Source organism: uncultured Sphingomonas sp. (assembly GCF_964244265.1).
GTDB lineage: Bacteria > Pseudomonadota > Alphaproteobacteria > Sphingomonadales > Sphingomonadaceae > Sphingomonas.
On the sequence record NZ_CAXTHV010000001.1, the window covers coordinates 142,969 to 168,090 of the forward strand.

General features: G+C 66.7%; 33 protein-coding genes and 2 tRNA genes. 20 read left to right on the forward strand and 15 right to left on the reverse strand.

Annotated elements, in window-relative coordinates:
• The first annotated feature begins 1 nt into the window (after window position 1).
• The 4 genes from phoU (at window position 2) to ACFE7K_RS00805 (ending at window position 2,282) form a co-directional block, all read left to right on the forward strand.
• A complete protein-coding gene (gene phoU, locus ACFE7K_RS00790) occupies window positions 2–697 on the forward strand; it encodes a phosphate signaling complex protein PhoU (RefSeq protein ID WP_375396244.1) in 696 nt (231 codons plus the stop codon).
• A 12-nt stretch (window positions 698–709) separates the two neighbouring features.
• Window positions 710–1,402, forward strand: coding sequence for a phosphate regulon transcriptional regulator PhoB (gene phoB / locus ACFE7K_RS00795; RefSeq protein ID WP_375396245.1), 693 nt, complete (start codon window positions 710–712; stop codon window positions 1,400–1,402).
• 91 nt (window positions 1,403–1,493) lie between these two features.
• On the forward strand, window positions 1,494–1,823 hold the full coding sequence (locus ACFE7K_RS00800; RefSeq protein WP_375396246.1) for a hypothetical protein: 330 nt from the start codon (window positions 1,494–1,496) through the stop codon (window positions 1,821–1,823).
• A 57-nt stretch (window positions 1,824–1,880) separates the two neighbouring features.
• Window positions 1,881–2,282, forward strand: a complete 402-nt coding sequence (locus tag ACFE7K_RS00805; RefSeq protein ID WP_375396247.1) for a hypothetical protein — start codon at window positions 1,881–1,883, stop codon at window positions 2,280–2,282.
• A gap of 13 nt (window positions 2,283–2,295) precedes the next feature.
• Here the strand turns inward: ACFE7K_RS00805 and ACFE7K_RS00810 are convergent, their stop codons facing one another.
• From ACFE7K_RS00810 to ACFE7K_RS00825, 4 genes are all read right to left on the reverse strand, one after another.
• Entirely contained in the window at window positions 2,296–2,640 is a 345-nt protein-coding gene (locus tag ACFE7K_RS00810; RefSeq protein WP_375396248.1) for a DUF2794 domain-containing protein, read from the reverse strand.
• Window positions 2,640–3,314: a serine O-acetyltransferase EpsC gene (gene epsC / locus ACFE7K_RS00815; RefSeq protein ID WP_375396249.1), complete on the reverse strand. Its 675-nt coding sequence runs from the start codon at window positions 3,312–3,314 to the stop codon at window positions 2,640–2,642. Before epsC ends, ACFE7K_RS00810 begins: the two co-directional genes overlap by 1 nt.
• Before the next feature lie 85 nt (window positions 3,315–3,399).
• Window positions 3,400–3,921: a carboxymuconolactone decarboxylase family protein gene (locus ACFE7K_RS00820; protein WP_375396250.1), complete on the reverse strand. Its 522-nt coding sequence runs from the start codon at window positions 3,919–3,921 to the stop codon at window positions 3,400–3,402.
• A gap of 132 nt (window positions 3,922–4,053) precedes the next feature.
• Window positions 4,054–4,599, reverse strand: a complete 546-nt coding sequence (locus tag ACFE7K_RS00825; protein WP_375396251.1) for a peroxiredoxin — start codon at window positions 4,597–4,599, stop codon at window positions 4,054–4,056.
• A gap of 141 nt (window positions 4,600–4,740) precedes the next feature.
• Here ACFE7K_RS00825 and ACFE7K_RS00830 point away from each other — a divergent pair, with 141 nt between their 5' ends.
• Complete coding sequence (locus ACFE7K_RS00830; RefSeq protein ID WP_375396252.1) at window positions 4,741–5,640, forward strand: hydrogen peroxide-inducible genes activator; 900 nt, start codon at window positions 4,741–4,743, stop codon at window positions 5,638–5,640.
• An 88-nt stretch (window positions 5,641–5,728) separates the two neighbouring features.
• Complete coding sequence (locus ACFE7K_RS00835) at window positions 5,729–6,352, forward strand: fasciclin domain-containing protein (RefSeq protein ID WP_375396253.1); 624 nt, start codon at window positions 5,729–5,731, stop codon at window positions 6,350–6,352.
• Here ACFE7K_RS00835 and ACFE7K_RS00840 read toward each other — a convergent pair.
• From ACFE7K_RS00840 to pgsA, 3 genes are read right to left on the reverse strand one after another with little or no spacing between them, the layout of a single operon-like run.
• Entirely contained in the window at window positions 6,345–6,788 is a 444-nt protein-coding gene (locus ACFE7K_RS00840; RefSeq protein WP_375396254.1) for a molybdenum cofactor biosynthesis protein MoaE, read from the reverse strand. The two genes, ACFE7K_RS00835 and ACFE7K_RS00840, sit on opposite strands and share 8 nt — an antisense overlap.
• Window positions 6,785–7,042 (reverse strand): molybdopterin converting factor subunit 1, encoded by a 258-nt coding sequence (gene moaD, locus ACFE7K_RS00845; protein WP_375396255.1) that lies wholly within the window; start codon window positions 7,040–7,042, stop codon window positions 6,785–6,787. The genes ACFE7K_RS00840 and moaD overlap by 4 nt, the downstream gene beginning before the upstream one ends.
• The gene (pgsA, locus tag ACFE7K_RS00850) at window positions 7,042–7,593 is read right to left on the reverse strand and encodes a CDP-diacylglycerol--glycerol-3-phosphate 3-phosphatidyltransferase (RefSeq protein WP_375396256.1); all 552 of its coding nucleotides are present in this window, start codon (window positions 7,591–7,593) and stop codon (window positions 7,042–7,044) included. Before pgsA ends, moaD begins: the two co-directional genes overlap by 1 nt.
• A gap of 170 nt (window positions 7,594–7,763) precedes the next feature.
• Between pgsA and ACFE7K_RS00855 the strand changes: the two genes are divergently transcribed.
• Window positions 7,764–9,074 (forward strand): MFS transporter, encoded by a 1,311-nt coding sequence (locus tag ACFE7K_RS00855; RefSeq protein ID WP_375396282.1) that lies wholly within the window; start codon window positions 7,764–7,766, stop codon window positions 9,072–9,074.
• A 5-nt stretch (window positions 9,075–9,079) separates the two neighbouring features.
• Here ACFE7K_RS00855 and ACFE7K_RS00860 read toward each other — a convergent pair whose 3' ends face one another.
• From ACFE7K_RS00860 to ACFE7K_RS00870, 3 genes are all read right to left on the reverse strand, one after another.
• Window positions 9,080–9,244 carry a hypothetical protein gene (locus ACFE7K_RS00860; RefSeq protein ID WP_375396257.1) on the reverse strand — a complete coding sequence of 55 codons (165 nt, stop codon included), beginning with the start codon at window positions 9,242–9,244 and terminating at the stop codon, window positions 9,080–9,082.
• 153 nt (window positions 9,245–9,397) lie between these two features.
• Window positions 9,398–9,473: transfer RNA gene (locus tag ACFE7K_RS00865), tRNA-Ala, on the reverse strand.
• 122 nt (window positions 9,474–9,595) lie between these two features.
• A complete protein-coding gene (locus ACFE7K_RS00870) occupies window positions 9,596–9,910 on the reverse strand; it encodes a TIGR02300 family protein (RefSeq protein WP_375396258.1) in 315 nt (104 codons plus the stop codon).
• 99 nt (window positions 9,911–10,009) lie between these two features.
• Here ACFE7K_RS00870 and aroA point away from each other — a divergent pair, with 99 nt between their 5' ends.
• From aroA to ACFE7K_RS00910, 8 genes are all read left to right on the forward strand, one after another.
• A complete protein-coding gene (gene aroA, locus ACFE7K_RS00875) occupies window positions 10,010–11,344 on the forward strand; it encodes a 3-phosphoshikimate 1-carboxyvinyltransferase (protein WP_375396259.1) in 1,335 nt (444 codons plus the stop codon).
• Window positions 11,338–12,333, forward strand: coding sequence for a proline iminopeptidase-family hydrolase (locus ACFE7K_RS00880; protein ID WP_375396260.1), 996 nt, complete (start codon window positions 11,338–11,340; stop codon window positions 12,331–12,333). The genes aroA and ACFE7K_RS00880 overlap by 7 nt, the downstream gene beginning before the upstream one ends.
• Window positions 12,330–12,968: a (d)CMP kinase gene (locus tag ACFE7K_RS00885; protein WP_375396261.1), complete on the forward strand. Its 639-nt coding sequence runs from the start codon at window positions 12,330–12,332 to the stop codon at window positions 12,966–12,968. The genes ACFE7K_RS00880 and ACFE7K_RS00885 overlap by 4 nt, the downstream gene beginning before the upstream one ends.
• 248 nt (window positions 12,969–13,216) lie before the next feature.
• Window positions 13,217–14,941 (forward strand): 30S ribosomal protein S1, encoded by a 1,725-nt coding sequence (rpsA, locus tag ACFE7K_RS00890; protein ID WP_375396262.1) that lies wholly within the window; start codon window positions 13,217–13,219, stop codon window positions 14,939–14,941.
• Between the two features lie 197 nt (window positions 14,942–15,138).
• Window positions 15,139–15,417, forward strand: a complete 279-nt coding sequence (locus ACFE7K_RS00895; protein ID WP_375396263.1) for an integration host factor subunit beta — start codon at window positions 15,139–15,141, stop codon at window positions 15,415–15,417.
• A 623-nt stretch (window positions 15,418–16,040) separates the two neighbouring features.
• A tRNA-Ser gene (locus tag ACFE7K_RS00900) sits at window positions 16,041–16,114 on the forward strand.
• A 58-nt stretch (window positions 16,115–16,172) separates the two neighbouring features.
• Window positions 16,173–17,639, forward strand: coding sequence for an ABC transporter substrate-binding protein (locus tag ACFE7K_RS00905; RefSeq protein ID WP_375396264.1), 1,467 nt, complete (start codon window positions 16,173–16,175; stop codon window positions 17,637–17,639).
• An 8-nt stretch (window positions 17,640–17,647) separates the two neighbouring features.
• Entirely contained in the window at window positions 17,648–18,067 is a 420-nt protein-coding gene (locus tag ACFE7K_RS00910) for a DUF4112 domain-containing protein (RefSeq protein ID WP_375396265.1), read from the forward strand.
• A gap of 19 nt (window positions 18,068–18,086) precedes the next feature.
• Here the strand turns inward: ACFE7K_RS00910 and ACFE7K_RS00915 are convergent, their stop codons facing one another.
• The 3 genes from ACFE7K_RS00915 to nadC are packed head-to-tail and all read right to left on the reverse strand — an operon-like array spanning window position 18,087 to window position 20,145.
• Entirely contained in the window at window positions 18,087–18,794 is a 708-nt protein-coding gene (locus ACFE7K_RS00915; RefSeq protein ID WP_375396283.1) for a ribonuclease T, read from the reverse strand.
• A complete protein-coding gene (locus tag ACFE7K_RS00920) occupies window positions 18,794–19,252 on the reverse strand; it encodes a hypothetical protein (RefSeq protein ID WP_375396266.1) in 459 nt (152 codons plus the stop codon). Before ACFE7K_RS00920 ends, ACFE7K_RS00915 begins: the two co-directional genes overlap by 1 nt.
• Before the next feature lie 41 nt (window positions 19,253–19,293).
• Complete coding sequence (gene nadC, locus ACFE7K_RS00925; RefSeq protein ID WP_375396267.1) at window positions 19,294–20,145, reverse strand: carboxylating nicotinate-nucleotide diphosphorylase; 852 nt, start codon at window positions 20,143–20,145, stop codon at window positions 19,294–19,296.
• A gap of 195 nt (window positions 20,146–20,340) precedes the next feature.
• Here nadC and ACFE7K_RS00930 point away from each other — a divergent pair, with 195 nt between their 5' ends.
• The 5 genes from ACFE7K_RS00930 (at window position 20,341) to purQ (ending at window position 24,442) form a co-directional block, all read left to right on the forward strand.
• Complete coding sequence (locus ACFE7K_RS00930; RefSeq protein WP_375396268.1) at window positions 20,341–20,550, forward strand: hypothetical protein; 210 nt, start codon at window positions 20,341–20,343, stop codon at window positions 20,548–20,550.
• Window positions 20,551–20,827: 277 nt separating this feature from the next.
• Window positions 20,828–22,624: a DUF885 domain-containing protein gene (locus ACFE7K_RS00935; RefSeq protein WP_375396269.1), complete on the forward strand. Its 1,797-nt coding sequence runs from the start codon at window positions 20,828–20,830 to the stop codon at window positions 22,622–22,624.
• Window positions 22,625–22,665: 41 nt separating this feature from the next.
• Window positions 22,666–23,421, forward strand: coding sequence for a polyphosphate kinase 2 (locus tag ACFE7K_RS00940; protein WP_375396270.1), 756 nt, complete (start codon window positions 22,666–22,668; stop codon window positions 23,419–23,421).
• Window positions 23,422–23,534: 113 nt separating this feature from the next.
• Window positions 23,535–23,777 (forward strand): phosphoribosylformylglycinamidine synthase subunit PurS, encoded by a 243-nt coding sequence (purS, locus tag ACFE7K_RS00945; RefSeq protein ID WP_375396271.1) that lies wholly within the window; start codon window positions 23,535–23,537, stop codon window positions 23,775–23,777.
• Window positions 23,774–24,442 (forward strand): phosphoribosylformylglycinamidine synthase subunit PurQ, encoded by a 669-nt coding sequence (purQ, locus tag ACFE7K_RS00950; RefSeq protein WP_375396272.1) that lies wholly within the window; start codon window positions 23,774–23,776, stop codon window positions 24,440–24,442. The genes purS and purQ overlap by 4 nt, the downstream gene beginning before the upstream one ends.
• On the opposite strand, the gene ACFE7K_RS00955 is transcribed toward purQ, so the two are convergent.
• Together ACFE7K_RS00955 and ACFE7K_RS00960 are read right to left on the reverse strand one after the other, a co-directional pair.
• A complete protein-coding gene (locus ACFE7K_RS00955; RefSeq protein WP_375396273.1) occupies window positions 24,432–24,758 on the reverse strand; it encodes a hypothetical protein in 327 nt (108 codons plus the stop codon). The genes purQ and ACFE7K_RS00955 overlap by 11 nt on opposite strands.
• The coding region (locus ACFE7K_RS00960) for a VUT family protein (protein ID WP_375396274.1) at window positions 24,755–25,122 on the reverse strand (368 nt) is incomplete at its 5' end. The genes ACFE7K_RS00960 and ACFE7K_RS00955, both read right to left, overlap by 4 nt.

Below are 25,122 nucleotides of genomic sequence, written 5' to 3' on the forward strand. Positions count from 1 at the left end.
CATGTCCACCGGCCACGAGCATACCGTCAAGGCGTTCGATCACGACATCGGCCAGATCCGCGCGCTCATCTCGCAGATGGGCGGGCTGGCGGAACAGGCGATCGTCGACGCGATGCAGGCGTTGCAGCGCAACGACCTGGACCTGGCGCAGCAGGTGCGCCGCGCCGACAAGGAGATCGACCGGATCGAGGCCGAAGTCGAACGCATGGCGGTAACGGTCATCGCGTTGCGGGCGCCGATGGCCGACGACCTTCGCGAGATCATTGCTGCGCTGAAGATCGCCGCCGTGGTCGAGCGGATGGGCGATTACGCCAAGAACATCGCCAAGCGCGTGCCGATGATCGAAAGCGAGATCACGATCGAGCCGATTTCGGTCCTGCCGGCAATGGCCAAGCTGGCATCCGAGATGGTCCATGACGTGCTCGACGCCTTTGCCGCGCGCGATGCGCAAGGGGCGGTCGCGGTGTGCGAGCGCGACCGCACGCTCGACGATTTCTACGACAGCATCTTTCGCACGCTCGTCACCTTCATGGTCGAGAATCCGAAGACCATCACCCAGGTCGCGCACCTGCTGTTCGTCGCCAAGAACCTGGAACGGATCGGCGATCACGCCACCAATGTCGCCGAAATGGTCTATTTCGCCGCGACCGGCACGAAGATGGCGGAGCGTGACCGCGGCAAGAATTACATCGGCTGAACGGAGGAAACGATGGCGCGCGCCAAGATGCTGCTGGTCGAGGATGATGCTGCGCTAGCCGAATTGCTGGTATGGCATTTCCGTCGCGAGGATTTCGACATCACGCAGACACCGGACGGGGAAGAAGCGCTGCTGCTCGTCAAGGAGGCGACGCCCGACATCGTCCTGCTCGACTGGATGGTCGAGGGGTTGAGCGGGATCGAGGTGTGCCGCCGGCTGCGACGCATGCCGGAGACCGCAAACGTGCCGATCATCATGCTGACCGCGCGGGGCGAGGAAGAGGATCGCGTACGCGGGCTGGAGACGGGTGCCGACGATTACGTGACCAAGCCGTTCTCGCCGCGCGAACTCGTCGCCAGGGTCGGCGCCGTGCTGCGTCGCGTTCGCCCCGGGCTGGCGGGCGAGCAGCTGATCTATGCCGATATCGAGATGGACACGGTCGGCCACAAAGTTCGCCGCGGCGGCAATGTCGTGCCGCTGGGGCCGACCGAATTCCGGCTGCTCAAGCACTTCCTGGAACATCCCGGATGGGTATTCTCCCGCGAACGCCTGCTCGATGCCGTATGGGGACATGATTCGGAAATCGAGTCGCGCACGGTTGACGTCCATATCCGCCGCCTGCGCAAGGCGATCAACCATGGCGACCGGCCGGACCTGATCCGGACCGTGCGCTCGGCCGGTTATGCGCTCGATACCGGCAACTGACGACGAACGCCCTTGAATCGGGGGCGAAACGATGGACCCGGGAACGGATTGGGACGTTTGACCTTCAAGGCATATCGTCGAGGAGAGTGAAATGAAACTGATCATCGCAACGGCACTGGCCCTGGTCGCGATCCCCGCCATCGCCCAGGACACGCCGGCTCCGGCGCCGATGCCGCAGGACATGCCGGCACCCGCGCCGGGCCCGGGCGCGATCCCACCCGCGCCGATGGCGCCGCCGGCTGCCGTACCGATGGCGTCGCCCGCGCCGATGTCCGATCCGGCCGCGCCCCCGACGACCGCAACCGCGTTGCCGTCCCCCTCGGTCGACCCGGCATCGCCCGCGCCGGCACCGCTGGCCAGCTACCCGATCTGCAAGAAAGGGCAATATGACAAATGCATGGAGCGCGGCAGCCCCAAATGAACTGATTTTCCGCGGGTTGTTGGGGGATCGTTAACACCGATTTGCGATCCGCCCATCATGCCCGATGAGCCCCTGTCCGAACATTGTTCGCTGATGGCCAGGTCCGGCGGACCGCCCAAGCCCAAGGAACGGCCGGCGGACTGTCCGCCGGACGCTGCCTATATCAAGACAATCGGCAAGGGGGGTGCTTGGACCTTACCGAGCACAACGTTCCCGATCGTGTTCGAAGGCGGCGACGGCGACGACAAGGTCACCGTCATCGGCAATGGCGGCAAGGGCGTGCTGGTCTCCGGCGGCAAAGGCAATGACAGCCTGACCGTCGAAAGCGACTGGGTATGGCTGTCGAACACCATCGGGCCGGGGGCCAGCCTGATGCTGGCGGCGCTGGTAATCGTGTTGGCCGCGATCGTTATCCTGGCCTGGCGCGCGCTGACGCCGGGGGATCGCGACCCGCGCTGACCCGGCATAGCGATCAGTCCACGACCAGCTTCAACAGCCGCCGCTCGATCGGGGCCAGCACCGGTCCCAGGTCATGGCCGCGCTTCATCACCGCGCCGTGCTCGTTGACCAGCGCCCAGATGCCCTGTCGCGTCCGCAATACGGGGCGCTTCTCGATCCGCAGTTCGGGATGCTCGGCCGCCCGCCTGAATGCCGCGAACACGGCGGCGTCCCGTCCCAGCTCGATCGCATAATCGCGCCAAAGGCCTGCGGCGACCATGCGGCCGTAGAGATCGAGGATACGGGTAAGTTCGAGACGATCGAAGCCGATCTGCGTCGGCCGCCCGCCGGGCAGCGGAAACGGCGTGATGCTGCCCATCAGGCGCGGTCGCGCTCCGGCTCATGTTCCTCGAGCAATGCATCCAGCCGCTTGCGCAGCGTCTCCACCTCACAGCGGAGCAGCTCGACCTTCTGCGTCGCCGGGTCGAACGCCTCGCTGCACGGCGTGCCGTAAGCCAAAAAGCTTTGGTCGCGTCCTTCGACCATGATCGGACGCGCCGGGATACCCACCATCACCGCACCCTCGGGTACATCCTTGGTAACCACCGCATTGGCGCCGATCCGCGCGCCGGGGCGGACGGTGATCGGCCCCAGCACCTGCGCGCCCGAACCGATGATGACATTGTCCATCAACGTCGGATGCCGCTTGCCGGCAATACCCTTGTCGGGGCTGGTGCCGCCCAGTGTCACGCATTGATAGATCGTGACGTTGTCGCCGATTTCGGCGGTTTCGCCGATCACGGTGAAACCATGGTCGATGAAGAAGAACCGGCCGATAGTGGCGCCCGGATGGATATCGATGGCGGTCAGGAACCGCGCATAATGGTTGACCAGCCGCGCCAGGAAAAACCATCTCGACCGATAGAGCTTGTTGGCGACGCGATGAAACCCGAGTGCCCAGACACCCGGATAAAACAGAATCTCCGCGAGCGATCGCGGAGCGGGATCGCGGGCCCGGATCGAATCGAGATAGGCCGTCATTCCACGCAGCATCGCGCGTCCCCTTCAGCGATCGCCGCTATCTAGGGGTTCATGTCGGCGATTGCCAGCATCGTCCCGCCCGCGCACAGCCGCCAGATCAGGCGGTCGCGGCGTGAACCGTCGCCACCGCGGTCATCACCGCGCCCCAGCGGACCGCGTCCTGGATCGCCTGCGCCGTCACGCCCGCCTTCTTCAAGACCTGCTCATGTGAATCGATGCACATGCCGCACCCGTTCATCGCGCTTACCGCCAGGCTGAACAATTCGAAGTCGGCGTGATCTATACCCGGCTGGCCGATCAGGTTCATGCGCAGCTTGGCCGGCATGTTGCGATATTCCTTGTTCCCGGCAAGGTGCGTGAATCGGTAATAGACGTTGTTCATCGCCATGACCGCCGCTGCCCCGCGCGCCGCATTGGCGGCTTCCGGCGACAGCTTGCCCTGAACCTCGGCCTCCGCGGCGTCGACCAGCGGCTTGTAGCCCGAGGCATGCGCGCAGCACAAAGCGAGCCCGTATTTGCGTAGATCCCCCAGCGATGTCTCGTTGAGCAGCGAGCTTACGTTCAGCCGGATGTCCTTGGCGAAATCGGGAAGCGACTGAGCGAAGTCCTTGAGCGACATGGTGATCCTTTTCAGACAAGCGGCCACCCCGGCGAGAGCCGGGGTGGCCGGGATACGATGGCGCGGGACCAAGGGGACCAGGCCCCGCGCCGGGGCGCGGCGCTGAGGCCGCAACCATTCAGCCGGCGAAGATCACGCCGCGATCTTGAGGACGTCGTCGCCCTTGTTCCAGTTGCACGGGCACAGTTCGTCGGTCTGGAGCGCATCGAGCACGCGCAGCGTTTCCGCCGGATTGCGCCCCACGTTCAGCCCGTTGACCTGCACCGCCTGGATGACGCCGTCCGGATCGACCGTAAACGTCGCGCGATAAGCGACGTTTTCCTCGCCATCCACGATGCCCAGCGCAGAGGCGAGCTTGGCGCCGTTGTCGGCGATCCACGGAAAGTCGGCCGCCGCGAGATCGGGGTCGGACTTGCGCCATGCCAGGTGGACGTGGCTGGTGTCGGTCGACGCGCCGATCAGCACCGCATCGCGGTCCTCGAAATCACCCTTCAGGCCGGCATAGCCGACGATTTCGGTCGGGCAGACGAAGGTGAAGTCCTTGGGCCAGTAGAACACGATCTTCCACTTGCCGGGAAAGGCGGTGACGACGTTCAGCGTCTCCCCGGCCGGCAGAGCATCGATTCCTTGCTGCACTGCAACGGCGAGATCGGGAAACTTGTCTCCAACGGTCAGCATGATTGATAAACTCCGGTCTTTGAAACGGTGACGATAACAATGGGCGGCGTCGAACGCCGCCTTGCTGCAACGCACATATATGCCTGGCAATTCACCAATCCAATGGGTTATTTACCCGCCGTTGATTGACTGGGACGATGAATGGCAACGTACCTGCCGACCTTGAAGCAGCTGCAATATCTTGTGGCGCTGAAGGACCACGGTCATTTCGGCCGCGCCGCCGAGACCTGTTTCGTGACGCAATCCACCATGTCGGCAGGCATCAGGGAGCTTGAGACACTGATCGGCGTGACGCTGGTCGAGCGCACGCGCCGCGTCGTGCGCTTCACTCCCCTGGGGGATCGGATCGCCGACAAGGCGCGCCGCGTCCTACGCGAAGCCGAGGAACTGGGCGACATGGCGCGCGCGGCGGGGCGACCGCTGTCGGGCGAGATGCGGATGAGCGTCATCCCGACGATCGCCCCGTTCATGCTGCCCCGCATCCTGCCCCGGCTGCGCCGCGATTATTCGGACCTGCGGCTTTATCTGCGCGAGGAGCCGTCGGGTGCCGCCTGTGAGGGATTGCATCACGGTCGTACCGACTGCGTGCTGCTGGCATTACCTTACGCGTGTGGCGAGGTTACCGCCCGGGCGTTATTCGGCGACCGGCTGTATGTCGCCTTTTCGAATGCCGAGCTGCCTGACCCGCCGAGCACGATCCACGCCGACGAAATCGACGAGAACCGGCTGCTGTTGCTGGAGGACGGCCATTGCCTCAAGGATCATGCGCTGGCCGCCTGCAACCGCCCCGAGCTGCGCGCCGAGGCGATGATGCTGGGCACGTCGCTCCACACGATCGTCCAGATGGTCGATAACGGACTGGGCGTCACCATGCTGCCCCAGATGGCCGTGGATTCAGGCATTCTGAACAACACCGATATTTCAGCGCGGCCGCTCGCCGCCAATCACGCCGAGCGCACGATCGCCTTGGTGTGGCGGCGCGCCAGCCCCCGCGAGCGCGACTTTCAGCTGCTCGCCGACGTTCTTGCCGAAGCCCGCTGACCGCAACCGTTTCGATCGTGGATCGTATCTATCCGGTGGCGGCGCCCGTTTATGCGGTGCCCCAGAACCAGATAATCCGGAGAAGACGATGAAGCCAATCTCGATCCCCTTCCTGGCCCTCGCCGGCGCCCTTGCCGCTGGCGGCGTGGCGATGGCGCAGGACAAGCCGGCGTCCAGCGCGGCACCTGCCCCAATTGCCACGCCCGCCGCATCCGACGTGCCCAATCCCACGGTCGGCGGCGCGGCGATGGATGCGACCAAGACGATCGTCGCCAATGCCGGCGCCGCGCCCAACCTGACCACGCTGGTGAAGGCGGTGACCGCGGCGGGACTGGTCGAGACGCTGTCCGGCCCCGGCCCGTTCACGGTGTTCGCGCCGACCGATCCTGCCTTTTCGCGTCTCGCGCCGGGTACGGTCGATCAGCTGCTGAAGCCCGAGAACAAGGCGGCGCTCACCAAGGTGCTGACCTATCACGTCGTGTCCGGCACGATCACCTTTGCCGATCTCAAGGCGAAGATCGCGACCGGCGGCGGCACCGCCACGCTGACCACGGTCGAGGGCGAGCCGCTGAAGGTGACGATCACCGGGGCGGACGTCGTCACGCTGACCGACGTGAACGGCAATATCAGCTATCTTGAGACACCCGACGTCCGCCAGTCGAACGGCATCGTCCACGTCGTCAACGGCGTGCTGCTGCCAAAGCTCAACTAACCCGCCAGCGGTCGGCGGCGCGACGGTCTTCGTCGCGCGCGTCGACCCAGCGGGGGCCGCCGTCCCGCGCCTCGCGCTTCCAGAACGGCGCGTCGGTCTTCAGCCGATCGATCAGGAAGGCGCAGGCCTCCAGCGCCGCGGCACGATGCGGTGCGGCAGCGCCGACGAACACGATCCGCTCCCCCGGCCGCATCGTCCCGACGCGATGGACAATGGCCGCGCCGGTCAGCGACCAGCGTTCGATGGCGTCGCGAGCGAGCCGTTCCAGCGCCGCCTCCGTCGCCCCGGGATAATGTTCGAGGAACAGCTCGCGCACGTCGCCGTCGGCACGTACCAGGCCGGTGAAAATGGCTACGGCCCCCGCCCCGCCAAGCTCGATCGCCGCCTGTTCCCTGCCGACGTCGATCTCGGCCCCGCTCACCAGGATGCGGATCATCCGCCCGTTACCGGAGGAAAGATCGCCACCTCGCGGGCGGCGCCCAGCGGCGTGTCCAGAGAAACAAATATCTGATTGGTCGCCGCGCGCAGCCTACCCGGCTCGGCCAGCATCGCGGCATGGCCTGGTCCCCGCGTCGCCAGCCAGGCGATCAGATCGGCCACGGTGACCACACCGGGCGGCGGGTCGACCCGCTCCGCTCCCATGCCGATGCCTTCGCGCACCCACGCGAAATAGAGGATGTCGAGCGCCATCAGTCCATATGCTTCAGGCCGACGCGCAGATAGTCCCAGCCGGTAACCAGCGTCAGCATCGCGGCGCCCCACAACGCCGCCAGCCCCACCGAATGGACCCATGCCAGCGCGGGGAGCGCGCCGGCCAGGATCAGCGCGCCGAGCGCCATCAGCTGCAACGTCGTCTTCCACTTCGCGAGCTGCGACACCGGCACCGAAACCTGCAATTGGGCCAGGAATTCGCGCAGTCCCGACACCGCGATCTCGCGCAGCAGGATGATCAGCGCGGCGATCAGGTGGATGCCGCCAATGTCGTGCGTCCCCACCAGCATCAGGATCACCGCGGCGATCATGATCTTGTCGGCAATCGGATCAAGGAACACGCCGAGCTTCGATACCGTACCCTGGGCGCGGGCGAGATAGCCATCGAAATAGTCGGTCACGCCCATCAGGCAATATAGAGCGAACGCAATCGCATAGCCGGCCGGCCAGCCGGGCCACCATAGAGACGCGACAAGCAGCGGCACCGCGACGATCCGCGACAACGTCAACAGATTGGGCAACGTCCACATTGATGGTGCCCTAGGGGCCGTGCCCGGTTCCCGCAACGGTCGTGATTGTCGAGGCCGGCGCCACGATTCCCCGCCGTCCGGGTACCCGCCGGCGAAATCCTTTAGGATTGTCGATTGCCCCCGCGCTCGGCTATGCGGTGCTTCCTTTCACGATCGGGCACACTCTCCACATGCTGAATGCGCTCGGGTTGTTGAAGGAGCGCCATTTCCTGCCGCTGTTCGTCACGCAGTTCCTGGGCGCCTTCAACGACAATCTGTTCAAGACCAGCATGGTGCTGTTCGCGACCTACCAGATTTTCAACGACGCCCGCGTGGAACAGAATTTCAACGCGCTGGCCACCGCGCTTGGGGTGCTCCCGTTCTTTCTGCTGTCGGCGCTGTCCGGGCAATTGGCCGATACCAACGACAAGGCCAGGATCATCCGCATCGTCAAGACGGCGGAGATCGGCATCATGCTGCTGGGGGCGGCGGGCATCATGGTCGCGCGCTGGGGCGTGATCGACGACATCGGTCTGGCCAAAAGCGCGGGCATGGGCATGATGCTGGGCGCGACCTTGTGCCTTGGCGTGCATTCGGCGTTTTTCGGCCCCATCAAATATGCGATCCTGCCACAGCATTTGGAGCCCGAGGAAGTGCTGGGCGGCACCGGGCTGGTCGAGGCCGCGACCTACCTGGCCATCTTGATGGGAACGGTGCTCGCGGGTTTCCTTGCGGTGCAGGCCGCCGCGGCCGTCGTGATAATTGTCGCATTGGTCGGGTGGGTAGTGGCGCTGCGCGTGCCGCCGGCGCCGCGTGCGGGACCCAAGCTGGTCATCAACTACAACCCGATCACGTCGTCGTGGCGACTGGTCAGCGGGACCATGCATATCCGCCGGCTGTTCCTGGCGATCTGCGCGATCAGCTTCTTCTGGACGATGGGCGCGGTGCTGATCATCATCTTCCCCCCGCTGGCAAAGAACGCGCTGACCGCCGACAAGCACGTGTCGACAATCATGATCGCGCTGTTCTCGGTGGGCGTGGCGGTCGGGTCGGTCGTGATCAACGCGCTGCTCAAGGGACAGACGTCGGCGCGCTATGCGCCGGCCTCCGTATTGGCGATGGGTGGTTTCGTGATCGCCTTCTCGCTGTTGGTGCGCGCCTGGCCTGCGCCTCCCGGCGGCGGGCTGTACGACTGGATCAGCTTCTTCGAGATGCCGCGCTCGATCCTCATCGCACTGTCGCTCATCGGCATCGCCATTACGGGCGGAATGTTCGTCGTGCCGCTCTACGCCTTTCTGACGACAACCGTCAGCAAGGATCAGACGGCACGCACGGTCGCGGCCAACAATGTCGTCAATTCGGGCGCGATGACGATCGGCGCCGTGGTCGTCCAGATTCTGTCCGGGGTCGGCATATCGCCGGCCAACATGCTGTTCGTCGTCGCGGCGATGTGCCCGATATCGGCGTGGCTGGCGCAAAAGCTGCACCGCGCCTGTGACTGAGCGCCTCAGCAGATCAACGTGTAGATGCAGATGAAAAAGGCCGTGAAGCTGAGCGCGAACAGCTTCAGGTCGGTCTCGTCCGAACGCCGGGAAGGCTCAGCAAAGGCAGCCACGCGCCGCCGCAGGGGATGGCCGGGGCCGCGAACGGTTGTGCTGGTAAGCTGATCCATGGCCGCAGGTTAACGCGCCGTTTACGCTTCCGGCCAGCGCAAAGAATAGTTAACCGCCGTCCCGGCGGGAGACAAAGCACAGCAGACGCGGTTAACGCCCGACGCGCCTCAGCGCGCCATTACCGCAATCGGACAAACAATGGTCGGCAAGGGTGGTGGAGCCGAGGGGGATCGAACCCCTGACCTCTGCAATGCCATTGCAGCGCTCTCCCAGCTGAGCTACGGCCCCATCCGTCCGGAAAGGCGCCCTAAACCAAGCGGCGCGCCTTTGGCAAGCGGAGCGGTTTACCCTCCGCCGCCGGTCATCCTGAACATCCGATCATCCTGAACCCGGTCACTCTCGATGTCCGATCAATGTTCGTCGTCATCGTCCTTGGTCGCGACCCCCAGGTCGTCGTCACCGCCCAGATCGACCTCATCATCGGCAGAGGGTTCCTCTTCCTCGCCGATATCCAGGTCTTCGCCTTCCAGGTCGCTGTCGGACTTCTCCGGCTTGGCGGCCTTGACCACCTCGAACGGCATCGGCTGCTTCGACTTGAGGATCGGTTCGGGCTGCCACGCGGCGCCGCAATTGATGCACGTGACCGGATCGTCCTTGGTCAGGTCATAGAAACGCGTCGCGCATTTCGGACACGTGCGTTTCGTGCCCCATTCCGGCTCAACCATGCCGTAGATACCTTTCGATTTCGCTTGGGTTGCCGGGATGGCCGGCAAAGTGGGGTGCGCCTTGCCATAGCGCAGGGCGGCTGTCAAAGCGCCGCATCCATGTCGTATCAGGCCGCCAAACCGCTTCAGATCGCCCCGGCGCGTACGCTTTCGGGGACTGTTTCGGTGCCCGGCGACAAGTCGATCAGCCATCGCGCGCTTGTGCTGGCGAGCCTGGCGGTCGGCGAAAGCAGCATATCGGGCCTGCTGGAGGGTGACGACGTGCTGGCCACCGCCGCCGCGCTGCGCGCGATGGGGGCGATGATCGAGCGCGGCGACGACGGGACCTGGCGCATCCGCGGCGTGGGGGTCGGCGGCCTGCTGCAGCCGCCGGGCGCGCTCGACATGGGCAATTCGGGGACCTCGACGCGGCTGCTGGCCGGGCTCGTCGCCAGCCATCCGATTCACGCGACGTTTATCGGCGACGCTTCGCTGTCCCGCCGGCCGATGGGCCGCATCATCGATCCGCTGTCGCTGATGGGGGCCGACATCACCGCCAGCCCGGGCAGTCGCCTGCCGATGATGGTGGGGGGGGGGTGTCCGGGGGTGCCGATCAGATATATGCTCCCGGTCGCCTCGGCCCAGGTCAAGTCGGCGATCCTGCTGGCGGGGCTAAACACGCCCGGAATCACCCGCGTGATCGAGCCGGTCGCGACGCGCGACCATAGCGAGCGGATGCTCACCGGCTTCGGCGCGGAAATCGCGATCGAGGAGACCGATCGCGGGCGCCTCATCGCGATCACCGGCGAGGCCGAGCTGAAGCCGCAGCATATCGTCGTCCCCGGCGATCCGTCCTCGGCGGCATTCTGGGCGGTGGCGGCGTCGATCGTCCCCGGCGCCGCGCTGACGATCCGCAATGTCGGGCTCAACCCGACCCGCGCCGGCCTGTTCACCGCGCTCAGGATGATGGGCGCCGACATCACCGAATGCGACCCGCGCAGCGTCGGCGGCGAGCCGGTCGCCGACCTGCTCGTCCGCCACGCCAGCCTGACCGCGGTCGACGTGCCGCCCGAACTCGCGCCGAGCATGATCGACGAATATCCGGCGTTGTTCGTCGCCGCCGCCTTCGCCGCCGGGCGCAGCGTCGCGCGCGGCGCGCAGGAATTGCGCGTCAAGGAATCGGACCGGATCGCGACGATGGCGGCGGCGCTGGGCAAATGCGGCGTGACGGTGGAGGAATTTGCGGACGGTCTGGCGGTAACCGGCTCAGGGGGCGAGGCGATTGCCGGGGGCGCCACCGTCGCGACGCATCTCGACCATCGCATCGCAATGGCAATGACGGTCGCCGGGCTCCACGCCAGGGCGGCGGTGACGATCGACGATGCCGCGCCGGTCGCGACGAGCTATCCCGATTTCTTCGCAACGCTGGCGCGGCTGGGCGGCGCGGCATGCTGATCGATCGCCGCCTGCTGATCGGCGGCGGACTGGCGAGCCTGGCGCTTGCCGGCCTGCCGCGCCCGGCCCGGGCCCGCGGACCGGCGAGCTATCCGGCGCCCGATCGCGAGGCGATGGTGCCGGTCCCCGGCGGCAGGGTCTATGTGCGGGTGAATGGCGACCTGGCCGGACCCCGCGCGCCCATCGTCCTGATCCACGGCGGCCCGGGGGGGACGCACGCCGCCTATCTGGATGCGCTGGCGCTGGCCGACGAGCGCGCGGTGATCCTTTATGACCAGCTCGATTCAGGGCGGTCGGAGCGGCCGATGAAGCCGGCCAACTGGCGGGTCGGCCGCTTCGTCGACGAGGTCGCGGCGATCCGCGCCGCGCTCGGCATTACCCGCTGGCACGTATTGGGCCACAGCTGGGGCGGGACGATCGCGCTCGAATACGGAGCGCGGGGTGCCGCCGGGCTGTCGAGCCTGATCCTTGCAAGCCCGTTGGTATCGACCGCAAACTGGCTGGCCGACGCGCGGGTCCGGCTCGGCGAACTGCCGCCCGCCATCGCCGGCGAGATCGCCCGGTGCGAGCCCCTGCCCAGCCCCCGCCCGGCGACGTGCGAGGCGGCAACCAACGCCTTCTACGCCGCGTTCAACGGGCGAGAGACGGACAGCGACGGCATGATCGCTTATTATCATGACAATGCAGGGCCTGGCTTCAACGCGACGCTCTACCGCGCAATGTGGGGCGACAGCGAATTCGTCGCGACCGGCTCGCTGCGCGGTTACGATGGCGAGCCGTTGCTGGCCCGGCTGGATGGCGCACGCACGCTGTTCGTCGGCGGCCAGTATGACGAGGCGCGTCCGCAGACGCTCGCCGCCTTCGCCGCGCGCGTGGCCGGGGCGGAACTGGCGACGATTCCCGGCGCCGCGCACGGCATCTTCACCGACCGTCCCGAGGAAACAATTGCGCTGCTGCGCGGCTGGCTACGTCGCAAGGACGCGGCATGATCATCGCCGTGGATGGTCCGGCGGCGTCGGGCAAGGGCACCGTCGCCCGCGCGCTTGCCCGCCATTACGGCCTGCCGCACCTCGACACCGGACTGCTCTATCGCGCGATCGCCCATAACGTATCGCGCGAGGAGCTGAACCCGGAGCGTGAGGCCGATGCCGTCGCGGCGAGCAAATTTCCCGACAGCCTGCTCGATGACGAGGCGTTGCGATCGGACGAAATCGGCCGGCTCGCCTCGATCGTCTCGGCGCATCCGCTGGTCCGTGCCGCCTTGCTCCACCGCCAGAAGCGCTTTGCCGCACGGCCCGGCGGCGCGGTGCTCGACGGGCGCGACATCGGCACGGTGATCGCGCCGAACGCCCAGGTGAAGCTGTTCGTCCGCGCCACGCCCACTATCCGTGCCAAGCGCCGCCATGCCGAACTGCGCGCGCGCGGATCGACGATCAGCCTCGACCGCGTGCTCGCCGACATCCGCGCCCGCGACCTGCGCGACACCGGCCGCAGCACCGCGCCTTTGGTGATGGCGGCCGACGCGATCCTGCTCGACACCAGCTTCCTGTCGATCGACGCGTCGGTGCAGAAGGCGATCGAGCTGGTCGACCACCGCCGCGCCCATCGCCTGCCCGCCGGATAGCGCGTCATCGCCAGCCGACAGCTTGCTTTTCCGGTGTTCCTCGGCTAGCGCGCCCGCATCCGGCGAGACAGGTGCTCGTGGGGGGTGGCGCGGAGGTTTCCCTCCTGCGCCTTTTTCGCTTTGGCGCAACCTCCATGATCGTTAATTGCCGGTGTCGCGAAGGGCATCCGGCCATCGCGGCACATCGGCCCAAGACCGCCGGATACAACCGGCTGGCCGGAAACGTCTGATTAGGAACCGCAGCTTTTATGGCCAGCCTGGCAAACCCCACCCGCGAGGATTTCGCGGCCCTGCTCGAAGAGACCCTGGGCAGCGCAGACGGCTTTGAGGGCCGCGTCGTCAAGGGCACCGTGACCGGCATCGAGAACGACATGGCCGTCATCGACGTCGGCCTGAAATCCGAAGGCCGCGTGCCGCTGCGCGAATTCGCCGCGCCGGGCCAAAAGGCCACGCTGGCGGTCGGCGACGAGGTCGAGGTGTTCGTCGACCGTGTCGAGAACGTCCATGGCGAAGCGATGCTATCGCGCGACCGTGCCCGCCGCGAAGCCGCCTGGGACAAGCTGGAAACCGAATTCACCCAATCGGCACGCGTCGAGGGCGTCATCTTCGGCCGCGTCAAGGGCGGCTTCACGGTAGACCTCGATGGCGCCGTGGCGTTCCTGCCCGGCAGCCAGGTCGACATCCGGCCGATCCGCGACGTCCAGCCGCTGATGGACATCCCGCAGCCGTTCCAGATCCTGAAGATGGACCGCAAGCGCGGCAACATCGTCGTGTCGCGCCGCGCCGTGCTCGAGGAAACCCGTGCCGAACAACGCTCTGGCCTAATCCTCAGCCTTGCTGAGGGGCAGATCATCGACGGCGTGGTCAAGAACATCACCGATTATGGTGCATTCGTCGACCTGGGCGGCATTGACGGCCTGCTCCACGTCACCGACCTGAGCTACAAGCGCGTCGGGCATCCGAGCGAAGTGATCAACATCGGCGATACCGTGCGCGTCCAGATCATCCGCATCAACAAGGACACGCAGCGTATCTCGCTGGGCATGAAGCAGCTCGAAAGCGATCCGTGGGACGGCGCCAGCGTCAAATACCATATCGGGGCGAAACTGTCGGGACGCGTCACCAACATCACCGAATATGGGGCGTTCGTCGAACTGGAGCCGGGCATTGAGGGCCTGGTCCATGTCAGCGAGATGAGCTGGACCAAGAAGAACGTTCATCCCGGCAAGATCGTGTCGACCAGCCAGGAAGTCGACGTCGTCGTGCTCGAGGTCGATCAGGACAAGCGCCGCATCTCGCTGGGCCTCAAGCAGGCGCAGGCCAATCCGTGGGAGAAGTTTGCCGAGGAGCACCCGGTCGGCTCGACGGTCGAGGGCGAGGTCAAGAACGCCACCGAATTCGGCCTGTTCATCGGGCTGGACGGTGACGTCGACGGCATGGTCCACATGTCCGACATCGCCTGGGGCATTTCGGGCGAGGACGCGCTCAACCTGCATCGCAAGGGCGAGACGGTATCGGCCATCGTGCTCGACATCGACGCCGAAAAGGAACGTATCTCGCTCGGCATGAAGCAGTTGGAGCGTGGCGGTCCTTCGGCGGCGGGCCCGGCGTCCGGCGGCGCCGCGGCGGGTGGTGATCGGCTCAACAAGAATGCGATCGTCACCGTCTCGGTCCTCGAAGTGCGCGATACCGGCCTCGAAGTACAGGTCGGCGAGGACGGCGCGACCGGCTTCATCAAGCGCACCGATCTGGGCCGCGACCGCGACGAACAGCGTCCCGAGCGCTTCCAGGTCGGCCAGAAGTTCGACGCCATGGTCACCGGCTTCGACCGCTCGAAAAAGCCCACCTTCTCGATCAAGGCGATGCAGATCTCCGAGGAGAAGCAGGCCGTCGCGCAATACGGATCGTCCGATTCGGGTGCGTCGCTGGGCGACATCCTGGGCGAGGCGCTGAAGGCCCGCGACAAGAAGTAAGGCCGCCGGGGCGGCCGGCGCCGGCCGCCCCGCACGCTGCTCGAACTGGCACAGCGCCGGCAGCGAATCGTCCTATCGACCGTCCGGGTTTGCCCTTATGGCGGTCTCTCGATAGAGGATCGCCGCGGACAAGACCGGCAGGAGAGGAAATGACGGCCGGCTTGCCGGCCACGTGTCGTTTGGGGAGACGTTTTGCGATGATCCGGTCGGAGCTTATTCAGGAACTTGCCGAACAGAATCCCGATCTCTCGCTGCGAGACATCGAGGCGATCGTGACCACGTTCTTCGATGAAATCTCGCGGCGGCTGGCGGCCGACGGCCGAGTCGAACTGCGCGGTTTCGGCGCCTTTTCGACCCGCGCGCGCGACGCCCGCACCGGCCGCAACCCCCGCACCGGCGAAATCGTCGACGTTGTCGCCAAGCGGGTGCCCTATTTCAAGCCGGGCAAGGAAATGCGCCTGCGCCTCAACGTCTGACCGCTTCGCACTTGACGCTCGCGCGCCCCTGCGCTTCGTGGGCAATGCGGCGGACGTGGCGAAATCCATAGATCAACATGTGTCGTCCGCCAAAAAAAGCGCTCTACGCCGAGCCAGTGACACAGAACCTGCGTACAGATCGCACATCGTCCTTGGCCTAGACTCGCCACCCGCTTATGCTGGGCGGCGGTGTGCGGGCGTGGCGAAATTGGTAGACGCACCGGACTTGAACGACTTGAGTGCGCGCGGGGAAATCCGCGACGTAGAACTGCTCAAATTCGGGGAAGCCTGTTAAATGGTAATCCCGAGCCAAGCCCGTTCGCGGGAAGGTGTAGAGACTAGACGGGCAGCGCCTAACCCCCGCAACGGGGCAAGGCGAAGGGATAGTCCAGACCCCGAACGCCCTAGGGCGGCGGCGAAAGCCGTGGCGGGTATGAAAATCCGTAGGGCCGCAAGGCCTGTGGGGGTTCGAGTCCCCCCGCCCGCACCACTCCCTTAAGCCATAAAAGGAAGGCTGTGTGAGAGACTGTCTGAAACGCGCTGAGGGCGCGCTGTAACGAATGCCGTCGAGTATCACGAGCTGCCGTTCGGATACGTCGGTTCGTGGGTGTCGGATCGGCGAGGTGGACGAAGGCGCGGCCGGAGCGGCGCGGCCGGACATCCGGGCAGGCGGGTTCGAGTCCCGCCGTCCGCACCAAGCGCCCGGCACCATTGGCACATGGCGTCGTCCGCGGCGTTCTGACAGAAGGCGGGCCATGCCGCCGCGCGCCCTTATCGCCTGTCTCCCTTTGCTGGCGCTGACCACGAGCGGATGCGACCGGCGGCTGGACAAGCGCGCGGTGATCGTCAGCGCGATCGGCGGCCCACCGGGCTATGGCGACGTCGACCGCCGCCCGCTGGACAGCGCGCAACGCCTGCTGATCACAGCAACCGCGCAGGGGCTGGTCCAGTTCGATGCCGCCGGCCAGATCGAGCCGGGCCTGGCCGAGCGCTGGATCGTCATCGATCAGGGCCGCAGCTATATCTTTCGCCTGCGCGAAGCCGAATGGGCGGACGGCAAGCCGGTGACCGCGGGCGACGTCGTCAAGATATTGCGCCGCGCGATCGACGGTCGTTCGAAGAACCCGCTGAAACCCTTTCTCAGCGCGATCGGCGAGATCAAGGAGATGACGCCGCGCGTGATCGAGATCGACCTCGCCCGGCCGCGCCCCGACCTGCTGAAACTGTTCGCGCAGCCCGAGCTGGCGATCCTGCGCCCGGCGCCGGCAATCGGCAGCGGGCCGTTCCGCGTCCTCGGCCTCTCAACCAACACCGTCGCGTTGCGCCCGGCATTCGACCCGGGACGGTCGCCCGACGAGGAAACAGGAGAGCCGGGCGCCGACCAGGACATCGCGCTGATCGGCGAACGTGCCGCGCGCGCGATCACCCGTTTCCGGCAGCGCAGAGCGGATCTGGTCCTCGGCGGCGGCTTCGACGAATGGCCGTTGCTGGCGGCCGCCGGGATGGCATCGGCCAATATCCGGCTGGACCCCGCCCCCGGGCTGTTCGGCCTGGCGGTGGTCAATCGCGCGGGGTTGCTCGAGGCTGTTGCGGGACGCGCGGCGATTGCGGGGACGATTGATCGCGCGGCGCTGCTTGCCGCGTTCCGGCCGGACTGGCCGGCGGCGACCCGGCTCCTGCCCGACCAGCTCGATTCGGCGGCGGCGCCCGGCATTGCCTCCTGGTCGACGCTGTCGGGCGCCGATGCGCTGACCGCCGCGCGGCAGCAGGTGGCGGCGTGGCGCGGCGCCCATCCCGGGCCGATCATCCTGCGGCTGGCATTGCCGGCCGGCCCGGGCGGCACATTGCTGTTCGCGCACCTCGCCGCACGGTGGCGGCTGCTGGGGATCGGTGTCGTACGCGTCGCGTGGACCGCACCGGCCGACCTGCGCCTGATCGACGCGGTCGCGCCCTACGACAGCGCGCGCTGGTATCTGGCGACGGCATGCCAGGCCTGCAGTCCCCAGGCCATGGCCGCGCTGGATGCCGCGCGCGAGGCGCCGACCATGGCCGACCGGGCGCGCGATATCGCCGAGGCCGATGCGGTGCTGACCGGCGACGTCGCCTTCATCCCGATCGCCCAGCCGCTGCGCTGGTCGCTGGTCGCGCCGCGGCTCGACGCCTGGCAGGGGAACCCGCGCGCGTGGCATCCGTTGAACAGGCTTCGAGCCGACACCAGATAAGGGCGGACATGGCCAATACCTCTCCCCTGCCCCCGCTCGGCCTTGCCGCCGTCCCGCTGGGCGCCGACGCCGCCTCGGTCCGCCGCCGCATCGAGACCATGGAGCATCTGCTCGAAGGGCTGTTCCGCATTCCCGGCACCAACCGCAAGGTGGGGCTCGACGTGATCCTGGACCTAATTCCCGGCATCGGCGACGCGGTCGGTGCGGCGATGGGCGCCTATATGGTCTGGGAAGCCCGCAACCTGGGCATGAGCAAGGGTCAGATGGCGCGCATGTTCGGCAATGTCGGCATCGACTTCGGCCTGGGGCTGATCCCGTGGATCGGCGCCATTCCCGACTTCCTGTTCCGGTCGAACACGCGCAACCTGAAGATCATCAAGCGGCATCTCGACAAGCACCACCCGGCGACCGCGGTGATCGAAGGCTGAACCGCGGTTCCGCGATCCGCTATCGGTCGCCCCGCCAGATCCTGACCCGCGTTTCCGGCGCGACGCCGCCCGACCCCGCGCGGCATTGCGCATAACGATATCGCTTGTCGAGGCACAGCCACAGTTCGTCCAGCCAGCCGTCCCGCGTTGTCGTAACCCGGACGGCGTTGGCCGGCAGCCGCGGATTGGCGGTGGCGATCGCCGCGGCAAGAGCGCCGGCGGTCAGCGCACGACGCGACAGGACGCTCATGTCGGGAGAGGACAGCGCGCGATACAGCCCGGTCGAGCGCGCGAAATACGCATCGGCGGTCATGCCCGTACAGGTCCCGTGCTTGGCCCATTCGTGCTGGATCAACTGCGCCGACGGAGTCGCGCACAGCACCCCGCGGATCGTCGCCGGGGGCAGCAACGCGGTCGCCGCGCAATATTGCGGCCATTCCTTGCCGACGCCGTCGGGCCACAGGCCGTGGAGCGCGAACCCAAACCGGTTGCCGCTGGCGCATTCAAAGCGCGCGGACGGGCTGAACCCGCTGGTCCGGCAATATTGCGGCACCCAGCTCAGCGCCAGCGTATAGCCGCCAATCGCGAGCAACCGGGTCGGCTGGTCGGAAGTCGGCACGTCGGGGCGCGGCACTGGGGGCACGGCGGGCGCCGTGCACATCAAGGCCTGGGCTTGGGCCAAGCCCGGAACGAGCAGCGACATCGCCGCCACGATCAGCGGTCGCATCATGGATACGGCTTGTCGGGCGTTGACACGATCGGGTCCGGCCTGGTCTCGCCAAACCAGTGCCGCGCATCGCGGCGGAACAGCATGACGATCGCCGCGGTATGCAAGGCATAGACGACGATGTTCAGCAAACCGTTGAGGTCACCCCGCGCGAGCTGGAGGAAAATTGCCGGCAGCCCGATCAGGCCAAAGCCATAGAGCACGACGATGATCCACTTCGCGACCACCGCCTGGCGGCGCGCGGCGAAATACCAGAGCAGCAGCGTAACCAGCGACGACAAGGCGATCCCGCCGATCAGCATCCCCTGTATCGCGCCCATGCCCAGCGCCGCGACCTGCGGGTTGGCCGCCAGCGCGGCGACCTGGTCGTTCCAGGCGATCGCCACCACGGCCAGCCCGACCAGCCAGCAGCCCAGGTAGAAGCGTTCGAACAGGATAATCGATGCGGGCCGTGCCATGACCATTCTTCCCTCTTTGGGGGAACCCTAGCGCGGCGCGATCAGGTCGTCGCGGAAAAATCGAGGCCAATATCGGCGGCCGGCGCCGATTGGGTCAACCGCCCGACGCTGATATAGGTGACGCCGGTCTCGGCGATCGCGCGGATCGTGTCGAGCCGCACCCCGCCCGATGCCTCGGTCGGCACTCGGTCGGCGACCAGCGCCACGGCCCGGCGCAGCGTCGGCACGTCCATGTTGTCGAGCAGCAGGTGGGTGGCGCCGGCCGCCAAGGCCGGATCGATCTGGTCGAGGCGGTCGACCTCGACGATGATGCGCGCGATCCCCGCGGCCGCGGCGCGGCGCACCGCCTCGCCCACGCCGCCAGCGACCGCGACATGGTTGTCCTTGATCATCGCCGCGTCCCACAAGCCCATGCGGTGGTTGGTCGCGCCACCCATCCGCGTCGCATATTTCTCCAACAGGCGAAGCCCGGGGATCGTCTTGCGCGTATCGAGCAGGGTCGCGCCCGTGCCCGCGATGCGATCGACATAGGCCCGGGTCATGGTGGCGATGCCCGACAGATGCTGGACGGTGTTCAACGCCGACCGCTCGGCGGTCAGCAGTGCGCCCGCCGAGCCGGCGATCCGCATCAAGTCGGTGCCGGCGCTCGCCCGGTCGCCATCGGCGACCAGCGGCTCGATCCGCGCGTCGGGATCGAGCGCGCGAAAGAACGCCTCGGCGATCGGCAGCCCGGCAACGACGATATCGTCGCGGCTGTCCATCACGCCGGCGAACCGCGCGGCGGCGGGGATCACCGCCGCCGAGGTGATGTCGCCGCGATCGCCCAGATCCTCGGCGAGCGTCGCGCCGATAAAGGCATCGAGGTCGAACCCCGCAATGGCCATGATTGTCATGCGCTCTCCCTTACGGTGCAGACCCATAAAGTACGAAATCGAGATGGAGCCGAAGATCGGTGCCGGCACGGGCGGGCAGCGTCTCGACCTCGTACTTCATGGGTCCGCACCCTAACCAAGCCCGGCGATTGCGAGAAGCCAGGGAACGAACGACGCGGCCGGCGATTACCGCGACTGCATCATGAGGAACCGATCATGGCCAAGGCGCTCGATACGTTGACCATCACCCCCGCCCGCGAGGGCTATCTGATCCAGATCGACGACGAGGAAGGCGACACGTTCGAATTCACCGCCAGCTTCGAACAGCTCGACCTGATCTCCGAGGAAATCGACCGCCAGCTCAACGCGGACGAAGAGGACGCGCTGGGCGCCGACGATGAGGAGGACGCACCGGGCGAGGAATGACCGCCGGGTGCGTGACTGCGTATGTCGCCTTGCTCCGCGCGGTCAATTCCGGCGGCACTGTGATCTACGTCCGTCATCCCGATCACGGCATGGCGGGTCGAAGCTGACGATGCCCGCCGCCAGGACGGGACACGACAAGAATCGCACGCAACAGGAACACCGTCGTCAAGCTGGCGGCAATGGCGGCGGCGCTGGCGGATTGACCGGGCCGCGCACCGGCGCCTCGACTTTGCGCCGCATCGGCGGGTAAGATGTCCCCTCCTCAGGGGGGAATGCCATGCGCACTATCGTCGTCTCGCTCGCCGCCGCCGCAATGCTGGGTGCCGTGGCGGTGCCGTTCGCCACGACCGCGGTCGCCGGGCCAGCCGCCGGTCGAGCCAGCGCCGACACGCGCTTTGCCGACCTGGCGAAGCGCTATATCGATGCCATCGCCCGTTTTTCGCCATCCTATGGCACCCAGCTCGGCGATCACCGGTTCGACGACAGGCTGGCGGATATCAGCGCGGCCGGCCGTGCCGATCAGATGGCGTTCGAGCGCGCCCTGCTCGCCGAACTCGGCCGGATCGACCGCAGGGCGTTGAGCCGCGACAATCAGGTCGACGCCGCGCTGCTCGACAACCAGCTGCGTTTCGACATCTGGGACAATGACGTCCTGAAAAGCTGGCGGTGGAACGCGCAAGGCTATAATGACGGCGCAGCGGGGGCGCTCTACACGCTGGCCGCGCGCGACTTTGCGCCGTGGCCGCAACGGCTGAAGGCGGCAACCGCGCGGATGGCCGCACTCCCCGCCTTCCTGCTCGAAACCCGCCGCCAGCTCGATCCCGCCCGGGTGCCCCTGGTCTATGCTCAGCAGGTAGCAAAGCAGAATGGCGGCATCGTCGAGATCGCCGAGGGCATGCTCGCGCCGCACGCCGACGCGCTGGCGCCCGCCGACAGGGCGCGGTTCGACGCCTCGCTCGCCGGGCTGAAAACCGCGATCGCGGACCAGCAGGTCTGGCTCGACAAGACGCTGGTGCCCGCCGCGAAGGGCGACTTCCGGCTGGGCGCGACGCTGTACGACCAGAAGATGAAGTTCGCGCTGATGTCGACGCTCTCGCGATCCGAGCTGAAGGCCAAGGCCGCCGCCGCCGCCGCCGACACACGCCGCCAGATGTACGTGATCGCCCGGCAGGTGCTGGCCGGCCGGGCGGGCTCCCCCGCCCTTCCCGCCGCGCCCACCCCCGCGCAGCAACAGAAGGCGGTCGAGGCGGCGCTCGACCTGACCTATGCCAAGCGGCCCGAACGTGGCCAGCTGATGGCGACCGCGCGCGCGACGCTGGCCAGCGCCAGCGCCTTTGTGCGCGACAAGGGGCTGGTCACGATGCCTGCCGCGCCGGTCAAGATCATCATCATGCCCAAGTTCCAGCAGGGCAACACGGTCGCCTATTGCGACAGCCCGGGGCCGTTCGACAAGGGGCAGGACACGTTCTATGCGATCTCGCCCATTCCCGACGACTGGACCGACGCCCAGGCGACGTCGTTCCTGCGCGAATATAACGCCTACATGATCCACGACCTCAGCATTCATGAGGCGATGCCCGGGCATTGGCTGCAGATCGACCGCGCCAACCAGGATCGGTCGGTGCTGCGCGCCGTTTTGTCGTCGGGACCTTTCGTCGAGGGCTGGGCGGTCTATTCGGAAGGGATGATGGCGGACGAAGGGTATCTGAACGGCGATCCCCTGTTCAAGCTGACCGTGCTCAAGATGCGGCTGCGTTCGATCACCAACACGCTGCTCGATATCGGCATCCAAACCGAAGGAATGACGCGCGACCAGGCGATGGACCTGATGATGAAGGGCGCGTTCCAGCAGGAGCGCGAGGCGGCGGGCAAGTGGGTCCGCGCCAGCTTGTCGTCCACCCAGTTGCTCAGCTATTTCTCGGGCTATGAGGAGCATATGGCGATGCGTGAGGAGGCGAAACGCCGCTGGGGCGCAAGGTTTGATCTGAAAACCTATAACGACGCCGTGATCGCCCATGGTTCCCCGCCAACGCGGTTCGTCCGTGAATTGGTGTTCGGCCTGCCGATCCGGTAGGTGCTCGACGCAGTCCTCTTAACGGCGGAAGGAACAGGATCGTGGCGAAGGACAGACCGGACGGCGGCGACGATCTCCAGCTCGGGCTGGTGCAGATGCAGCTCGCCCACGCCCGGACCGGCGAGCGCGCGGTCATCGTCCTTGAGGGGCGCGACGCGGCGGGCAAGGACGGCACGATCAAGGCGCTGACCGAGCATCTCTCGGTCCGCAGCACCCGCGTCGTCGCGTTGCCCAAGCCCAATGATCGCGAGAAGTCGCAATGGTATCTGCAACGCTATGTCGCGCAGCTGCCCGCGGCGGGCGAACTCGTGATCTTCAACCGCAGCTGGTACAATCGCGCCGGGGTCGAGGTGGTCAACGGTTTCTCGACGCCGGGAGAACAGGCACAGTTCCTGAAGGACGTGCCGCGGTTCGAGGCGATGCTGGTCGAAAACGGCATCCGGCTGGTCAAGCTCTGGCTCGACATCTCGAAGGACGAGCAGAAGGAACGCCTCGACGACCGCGCCGGCAATCCGCTCAAGGCGCTCAAACGCTCCCCGCTGGACGCCGTGGCGCAGGATAAGTGGGACGATTACACGCAGGCGCGCGACGCCATGCTCGCCGCCACGCACAGCGATGCCGCGCCGTGGATATGCGTGCGCGCGAACCACAAGAAGAAGGCGCACAAGGCGGTGCTGCGGCACGTATTGCGGGTGCTGGCACCGGACGAGGTGGCGACGCCGGTCGGGGCGCCGGATGCCGACGTGTTGTTCGTGTACGAAAAGGCGGCGTTGAAGGACGGGCGGTTGGAAAAATGAGCGGGAAGGTCGGTACGTCGGGGCTTGCCCCCCGCGCCGATCAGGCAACGCAAGCTTGCCCGCGGTCATTGGCGGCGGCATAGCGGTGGCATCCTTTTACCGGAGCCAACGCGATGAAGGTCCGCATCGTCGTCACCCTGAAACCCGGCGTGCTCGATCCGCAGGGCCGCGCGATCCACAAGTCGCTGGACGGCCTGGGCTTTGCCGGCATCAACGACGTCCGCGCCGGCAAGGTGATCGACCTCGATGTCGACGACGCAGTCAGCGATGCCGACCTCGAGGGCATGTGCCGCCGGCTGATCGCCAACAGCGTGATCGAGAACTTCCGGATCGAGCGGCTGGAGCCCGTCGCGTGACAGCGGCGGTCATCGTCTTTCCGGGCTCCAATTGCGATCGCGACCTGGCGGTGGCGATCACCGCCGTCACCGGGCGCGTGCCGGCGATGGTCTGGCATGCCGAGACCGCCTTGCCCGAGCATCTCGACCTGGTCGCGCTGCCCGGGGGGTTTTCCTATGGCGATTATCTGCGCTCCGGGGCGATCGCCGCGCGGTCGCCGGTGATGCGCGCGGTGGCCGCCGCGGCCGATCGCGGCACGCCGGTGCTGGGCATCTGCAACGGCTTCCAGGCGCTGACCGAGGCGGGACTGCTGCCCGGCGCGCTGATGCGCAATGCCGGGCTGGACTTTGTGTGCCGCGATGTCGCGCTGACCGTCGGGAATACGCAATCGGTCTTCACCGGCCGCTACGATGCGGGCGAGAAGATCAGCATCCCGGTCGCGCACCATGACGGCAATTACGTCGCCGATGCCGCGACGCTCGACTGCCTGGAGGGCGAAGGCCGTGTCGCGTTCCGCTATGCCGATGACGTCAACGGCTCGGCCCGCCGCATCGCCGGCATCCTCAACGCGGAGGGCAACGTTCTGGGCATGATGCCGCACCCCGAACGCCGCATTGAGGCGGCACATGGCGGGGATGACGGTCGGCGGCTGTTCGAAGGACTGATAACGCTGGTCAGCGCCTGAAAAGGCGGGTGTTGCGCGCCAGCACCATGATGACGGTGGGCCAGAAACTGGTGTTCCAGATGTCGTGCCAATTGTCCGCCAGGTGGATCGTCATGTGGAACGCGACCACGTCGCGAAGATCGGCCAGTTCGCCGAGCATGGCCGCGCCGACCGCCACCGCCCATGGGCGCCAGCTCGACACCGGCCAGCGGAACAGCAATGCGGCCAGTAGGAACAGCGTCAGCCCGACATAGATATGCAGGGCATCCTTGGCCAGCCCGAAATGGTCGACCAGCCACAGCTTGCCCGCCTGAAAGGTGCTTGGCGGCACCGTCACATGCGCGTCCCGAAGGGGCTGAAGTCGGTGCCCTCGTCATAGACGTCGACGCCTTCGGCGCGCTTGAGATAGCCGACCACGGCATACGTGACCGGCGTCAGCACCGCTTCCCACAGCACCTTGAGCAGCCAGTTGGTGACGAGCACGGTCAGCACCTGATCGGTCGTCCAGATGCCCAGGAAGGCGATCGGATAGAAGATCAGGCTGTCGACTCCCTCGCCGACCACGGTCGACCCGATCGTGCGCGTCCACAGATGCCGGCCGTCGGTCCACAATTTCATCTTGGCGAGGACCATTGAGTTGACGATGTTGAACCGCCCCGGGTTTGCCGGAGGCCATTGGTTGTGAGTCACGCCGCCATACC

What these genes read in the sequence shown, in the direction of transcription:
- phoU (WP_375396244.1), top strand. Translation starts at nt 2, where the DNA reads ATGTCCACCGGCCACGAGCATACCGTCAAGGCGTTCGATCACGACATC.
- phoB (WP_375396245.1), top strand. Translation starts at nt 710, where the DNA reads ATGGCGCGCGCCAAGATGCTGCTGGTCGAGGATGATGCTGCGCTAGCC.
- ACFE7K_RS00800 (WP_375396246.1), top strand. Translation starts at nt 1,494, where the DNA reads ATGAAACTGATCATCGCAACGGCACTGGCCCTGGTCGCGATCCCCGCC.
- ACFE7K_RS00805 (WP_375396247.1), top strand. Translation starts at nt 1,881, where the DNA reads ATGCCCGATGAGCCCCTGTCCGAACATTGTTCGCTGATGGCCAGGTCC.
- ACFE7K_RS00810 (WP_375396248.1), bottom strand. Translation starts at nt 2,640, where the DNA reads ATGGGCAGCATCACGCCGTTTCCGCTGCCCGGCGGGCGGCCGACGCAG.
- epsC (WP_375396249.1), bottom strand. Translation starts at nt 3,314, where the DNA reads ATGCTGCGTGGAATGACGGCCTATCTCGATTCGATCCGGGCCCGCGAT.
- ACFE7K_RS00820 (WP_375396250.1), bottom strand. Translation starts at nt 3,921, where the DNA reads ATGTCGCTCAAGGACTTCGCTCAGTCGCTTCCCGATTTCGCCAAGGAC.
- ACFE7K_RS00825 (WP_375396251.1), bottom strand. Translation starts at nt 4,599, where the DNA reads ATGCTGACCGTTGGAGACAAGTTTCCCGATCTCGCCGTTGCAGTGCAG.
- ACFE7K_RS00830 (WP_375396252.1), top strand. Translation starts at nt 4,741, where the DNA reads ATGGCAACGTACCTGCCGACCTTGAAGCAGCTGCAATATCTTGTGGCG.
- ACFE7K_RS00835 (WP_375396253.1), top strand. Translation starts at nt 5,729, where the DNA reads ATGAAGCCAATCTCGATCCCCTTCCTGGCCCTCGCCGGCGCCCTTGCC.
- ACFE7K_RS00840 (WP_375396254.1), bottom strand. Translation starts at nt 6,788, where the DNA reads ATGATCCGCATCCTGGTGAGCGGGGCCGAGATCGACGTCGGCAGGGAA.
- moaD (WP_375396255.1), bottom strand. Translation starts at nt 7,042, where the DNA reads ATGGCGCTCGACATCCTCTATTTCGCGTGGGTGCGCGAAGGCATCGGC.
- pgsA (WP_375396256.1), bottom strand. Translation starts at nt 7,593, where the DNA reads ATGTGGACGTTGCCCAATCTGTTGACGTTGTCGCGGATCGTCGCGGTG.
- ACFE7K_RS00855 (WP_375396282.1), top strand. Translation starts at nt 7,764, where the DNA reads ATGCTGAATGCGCTCGGGTTGTTGAAGGAGCGCCATTTCCTGCCGCTG.
- ACFE7K_RS00860 (WP_375396257.1), bottom strand. Translation starts at nt 9,244, where the DNA reads ATGGATCAGCTTACCAGCACAACCGTTCGCGGCCCCGGCCATCCCCTG.
- ACFE7K_RS00870 (WP_375396258.1), bottom strand. Translation starts at nt 9,910, where the DNA reads ATGGTTGAGCCGGAATGGGGCACGAAACGCACGTGTCCGAAATGCGCG.
- aroA (WP_375396259.1), top strand. Translation starts at nt 10,010, where the DNA reads ATGTCGTATCAGGCCGCCAAACCGCTTCAGATCGCCCCGGCGCGTACG.
- ACFE7K_RS00880 (WP_375396260.1), top strand. Translation starts at nt 11,338, where the DNA reads ATGCTGATCGATCGCCGCCTGCTGATCGGCGGCGGACTGGCGAGCCTG.
- ACFE7K_RS00885 (WP_375396261.1), top strand. Translation starts at nt 12,330, where the DNA reads ATGATCATCGCCGTGGATGGTCCGGCGGCGTCGGGCAAGGGCACCGTC.
- rpsA (WP_375396262.1), top strand. Translation starts at nt 13,217, where the DNA reads ATGGCCAGCCTGGCAAACCCCACCCGCGAGGATTTCGCGGCCCTGCTC.
- ACFE7K_RS00895 (WP_375396263.1), top strand. Translation starts at nt 15,139, where the DNA reads ATGATCCGGTCGGAGCTTATTCAGGAACTTGCCGAACAGAATCCCGAT.
- ACFE7K_RS00905 (WP_375396264.1), top strand. Translation starts at nt 16,173, where the DNA reads ATGCCGCCGCGCGCCCTTATCGCCTGTCTCCCTTTGCTGGCGCTGACC.
- ACFE7K_RS00910 (WP_375396265.1), top strand. Translation starts at nt 17,648, where the DNA reads ATGGCCAATACCTCTCCCCTGCCCCCGCTCGGCCTTGCCGCCGTCCCG.
- ACFE7K_RS00915 (WP_375396283.1), bottom strand. Translation starts at nt 18,794, where the DNA reads ATGCGACCGCTGATCGTGGCGGCGATGTCGCTGCTCGTTCCGGGCTTG.
- ACFE7K_RS00920 (WP_375396266.1), bottom strand. Translation starts at nt 19,252, where the DNA reads ATGGCACGGCCCGCATCGATTATCCTGTTCGAACGCTTCTACCTGGGC.
- nadC (WP_375396267.1), bottom strand. Translation starts at nt 20,145, where the DNA reads ATGACAATCATGGCCATTGCGGGGTTCGACCTCGATGCCTTTATCGGC.
- ACFE7K_RS00930 (WP_375396268.1), top strand. Translation starts at nt 20,341, where the DNA reads ATGGCCAAGGCGCTCGATACGTTGACCATCACCCCCGCCCGCGAGGGC.
- ACFE7K_RS00935 (WP_375396269.1), top strand. Translation starts at nt 20,828, where the DNA reads ATGCGCACTATCGTCGTCTCGCTCGCCGCCGCCGCAATGCTGGGTGCC.
- purS (WP_375396271.1), top strand. Translation starts at nt 23,535, where the DNA reads ATGAAGGTCCGCATCGTCGTCACCCTGAAACCCGGCGTGCTCGATCCG.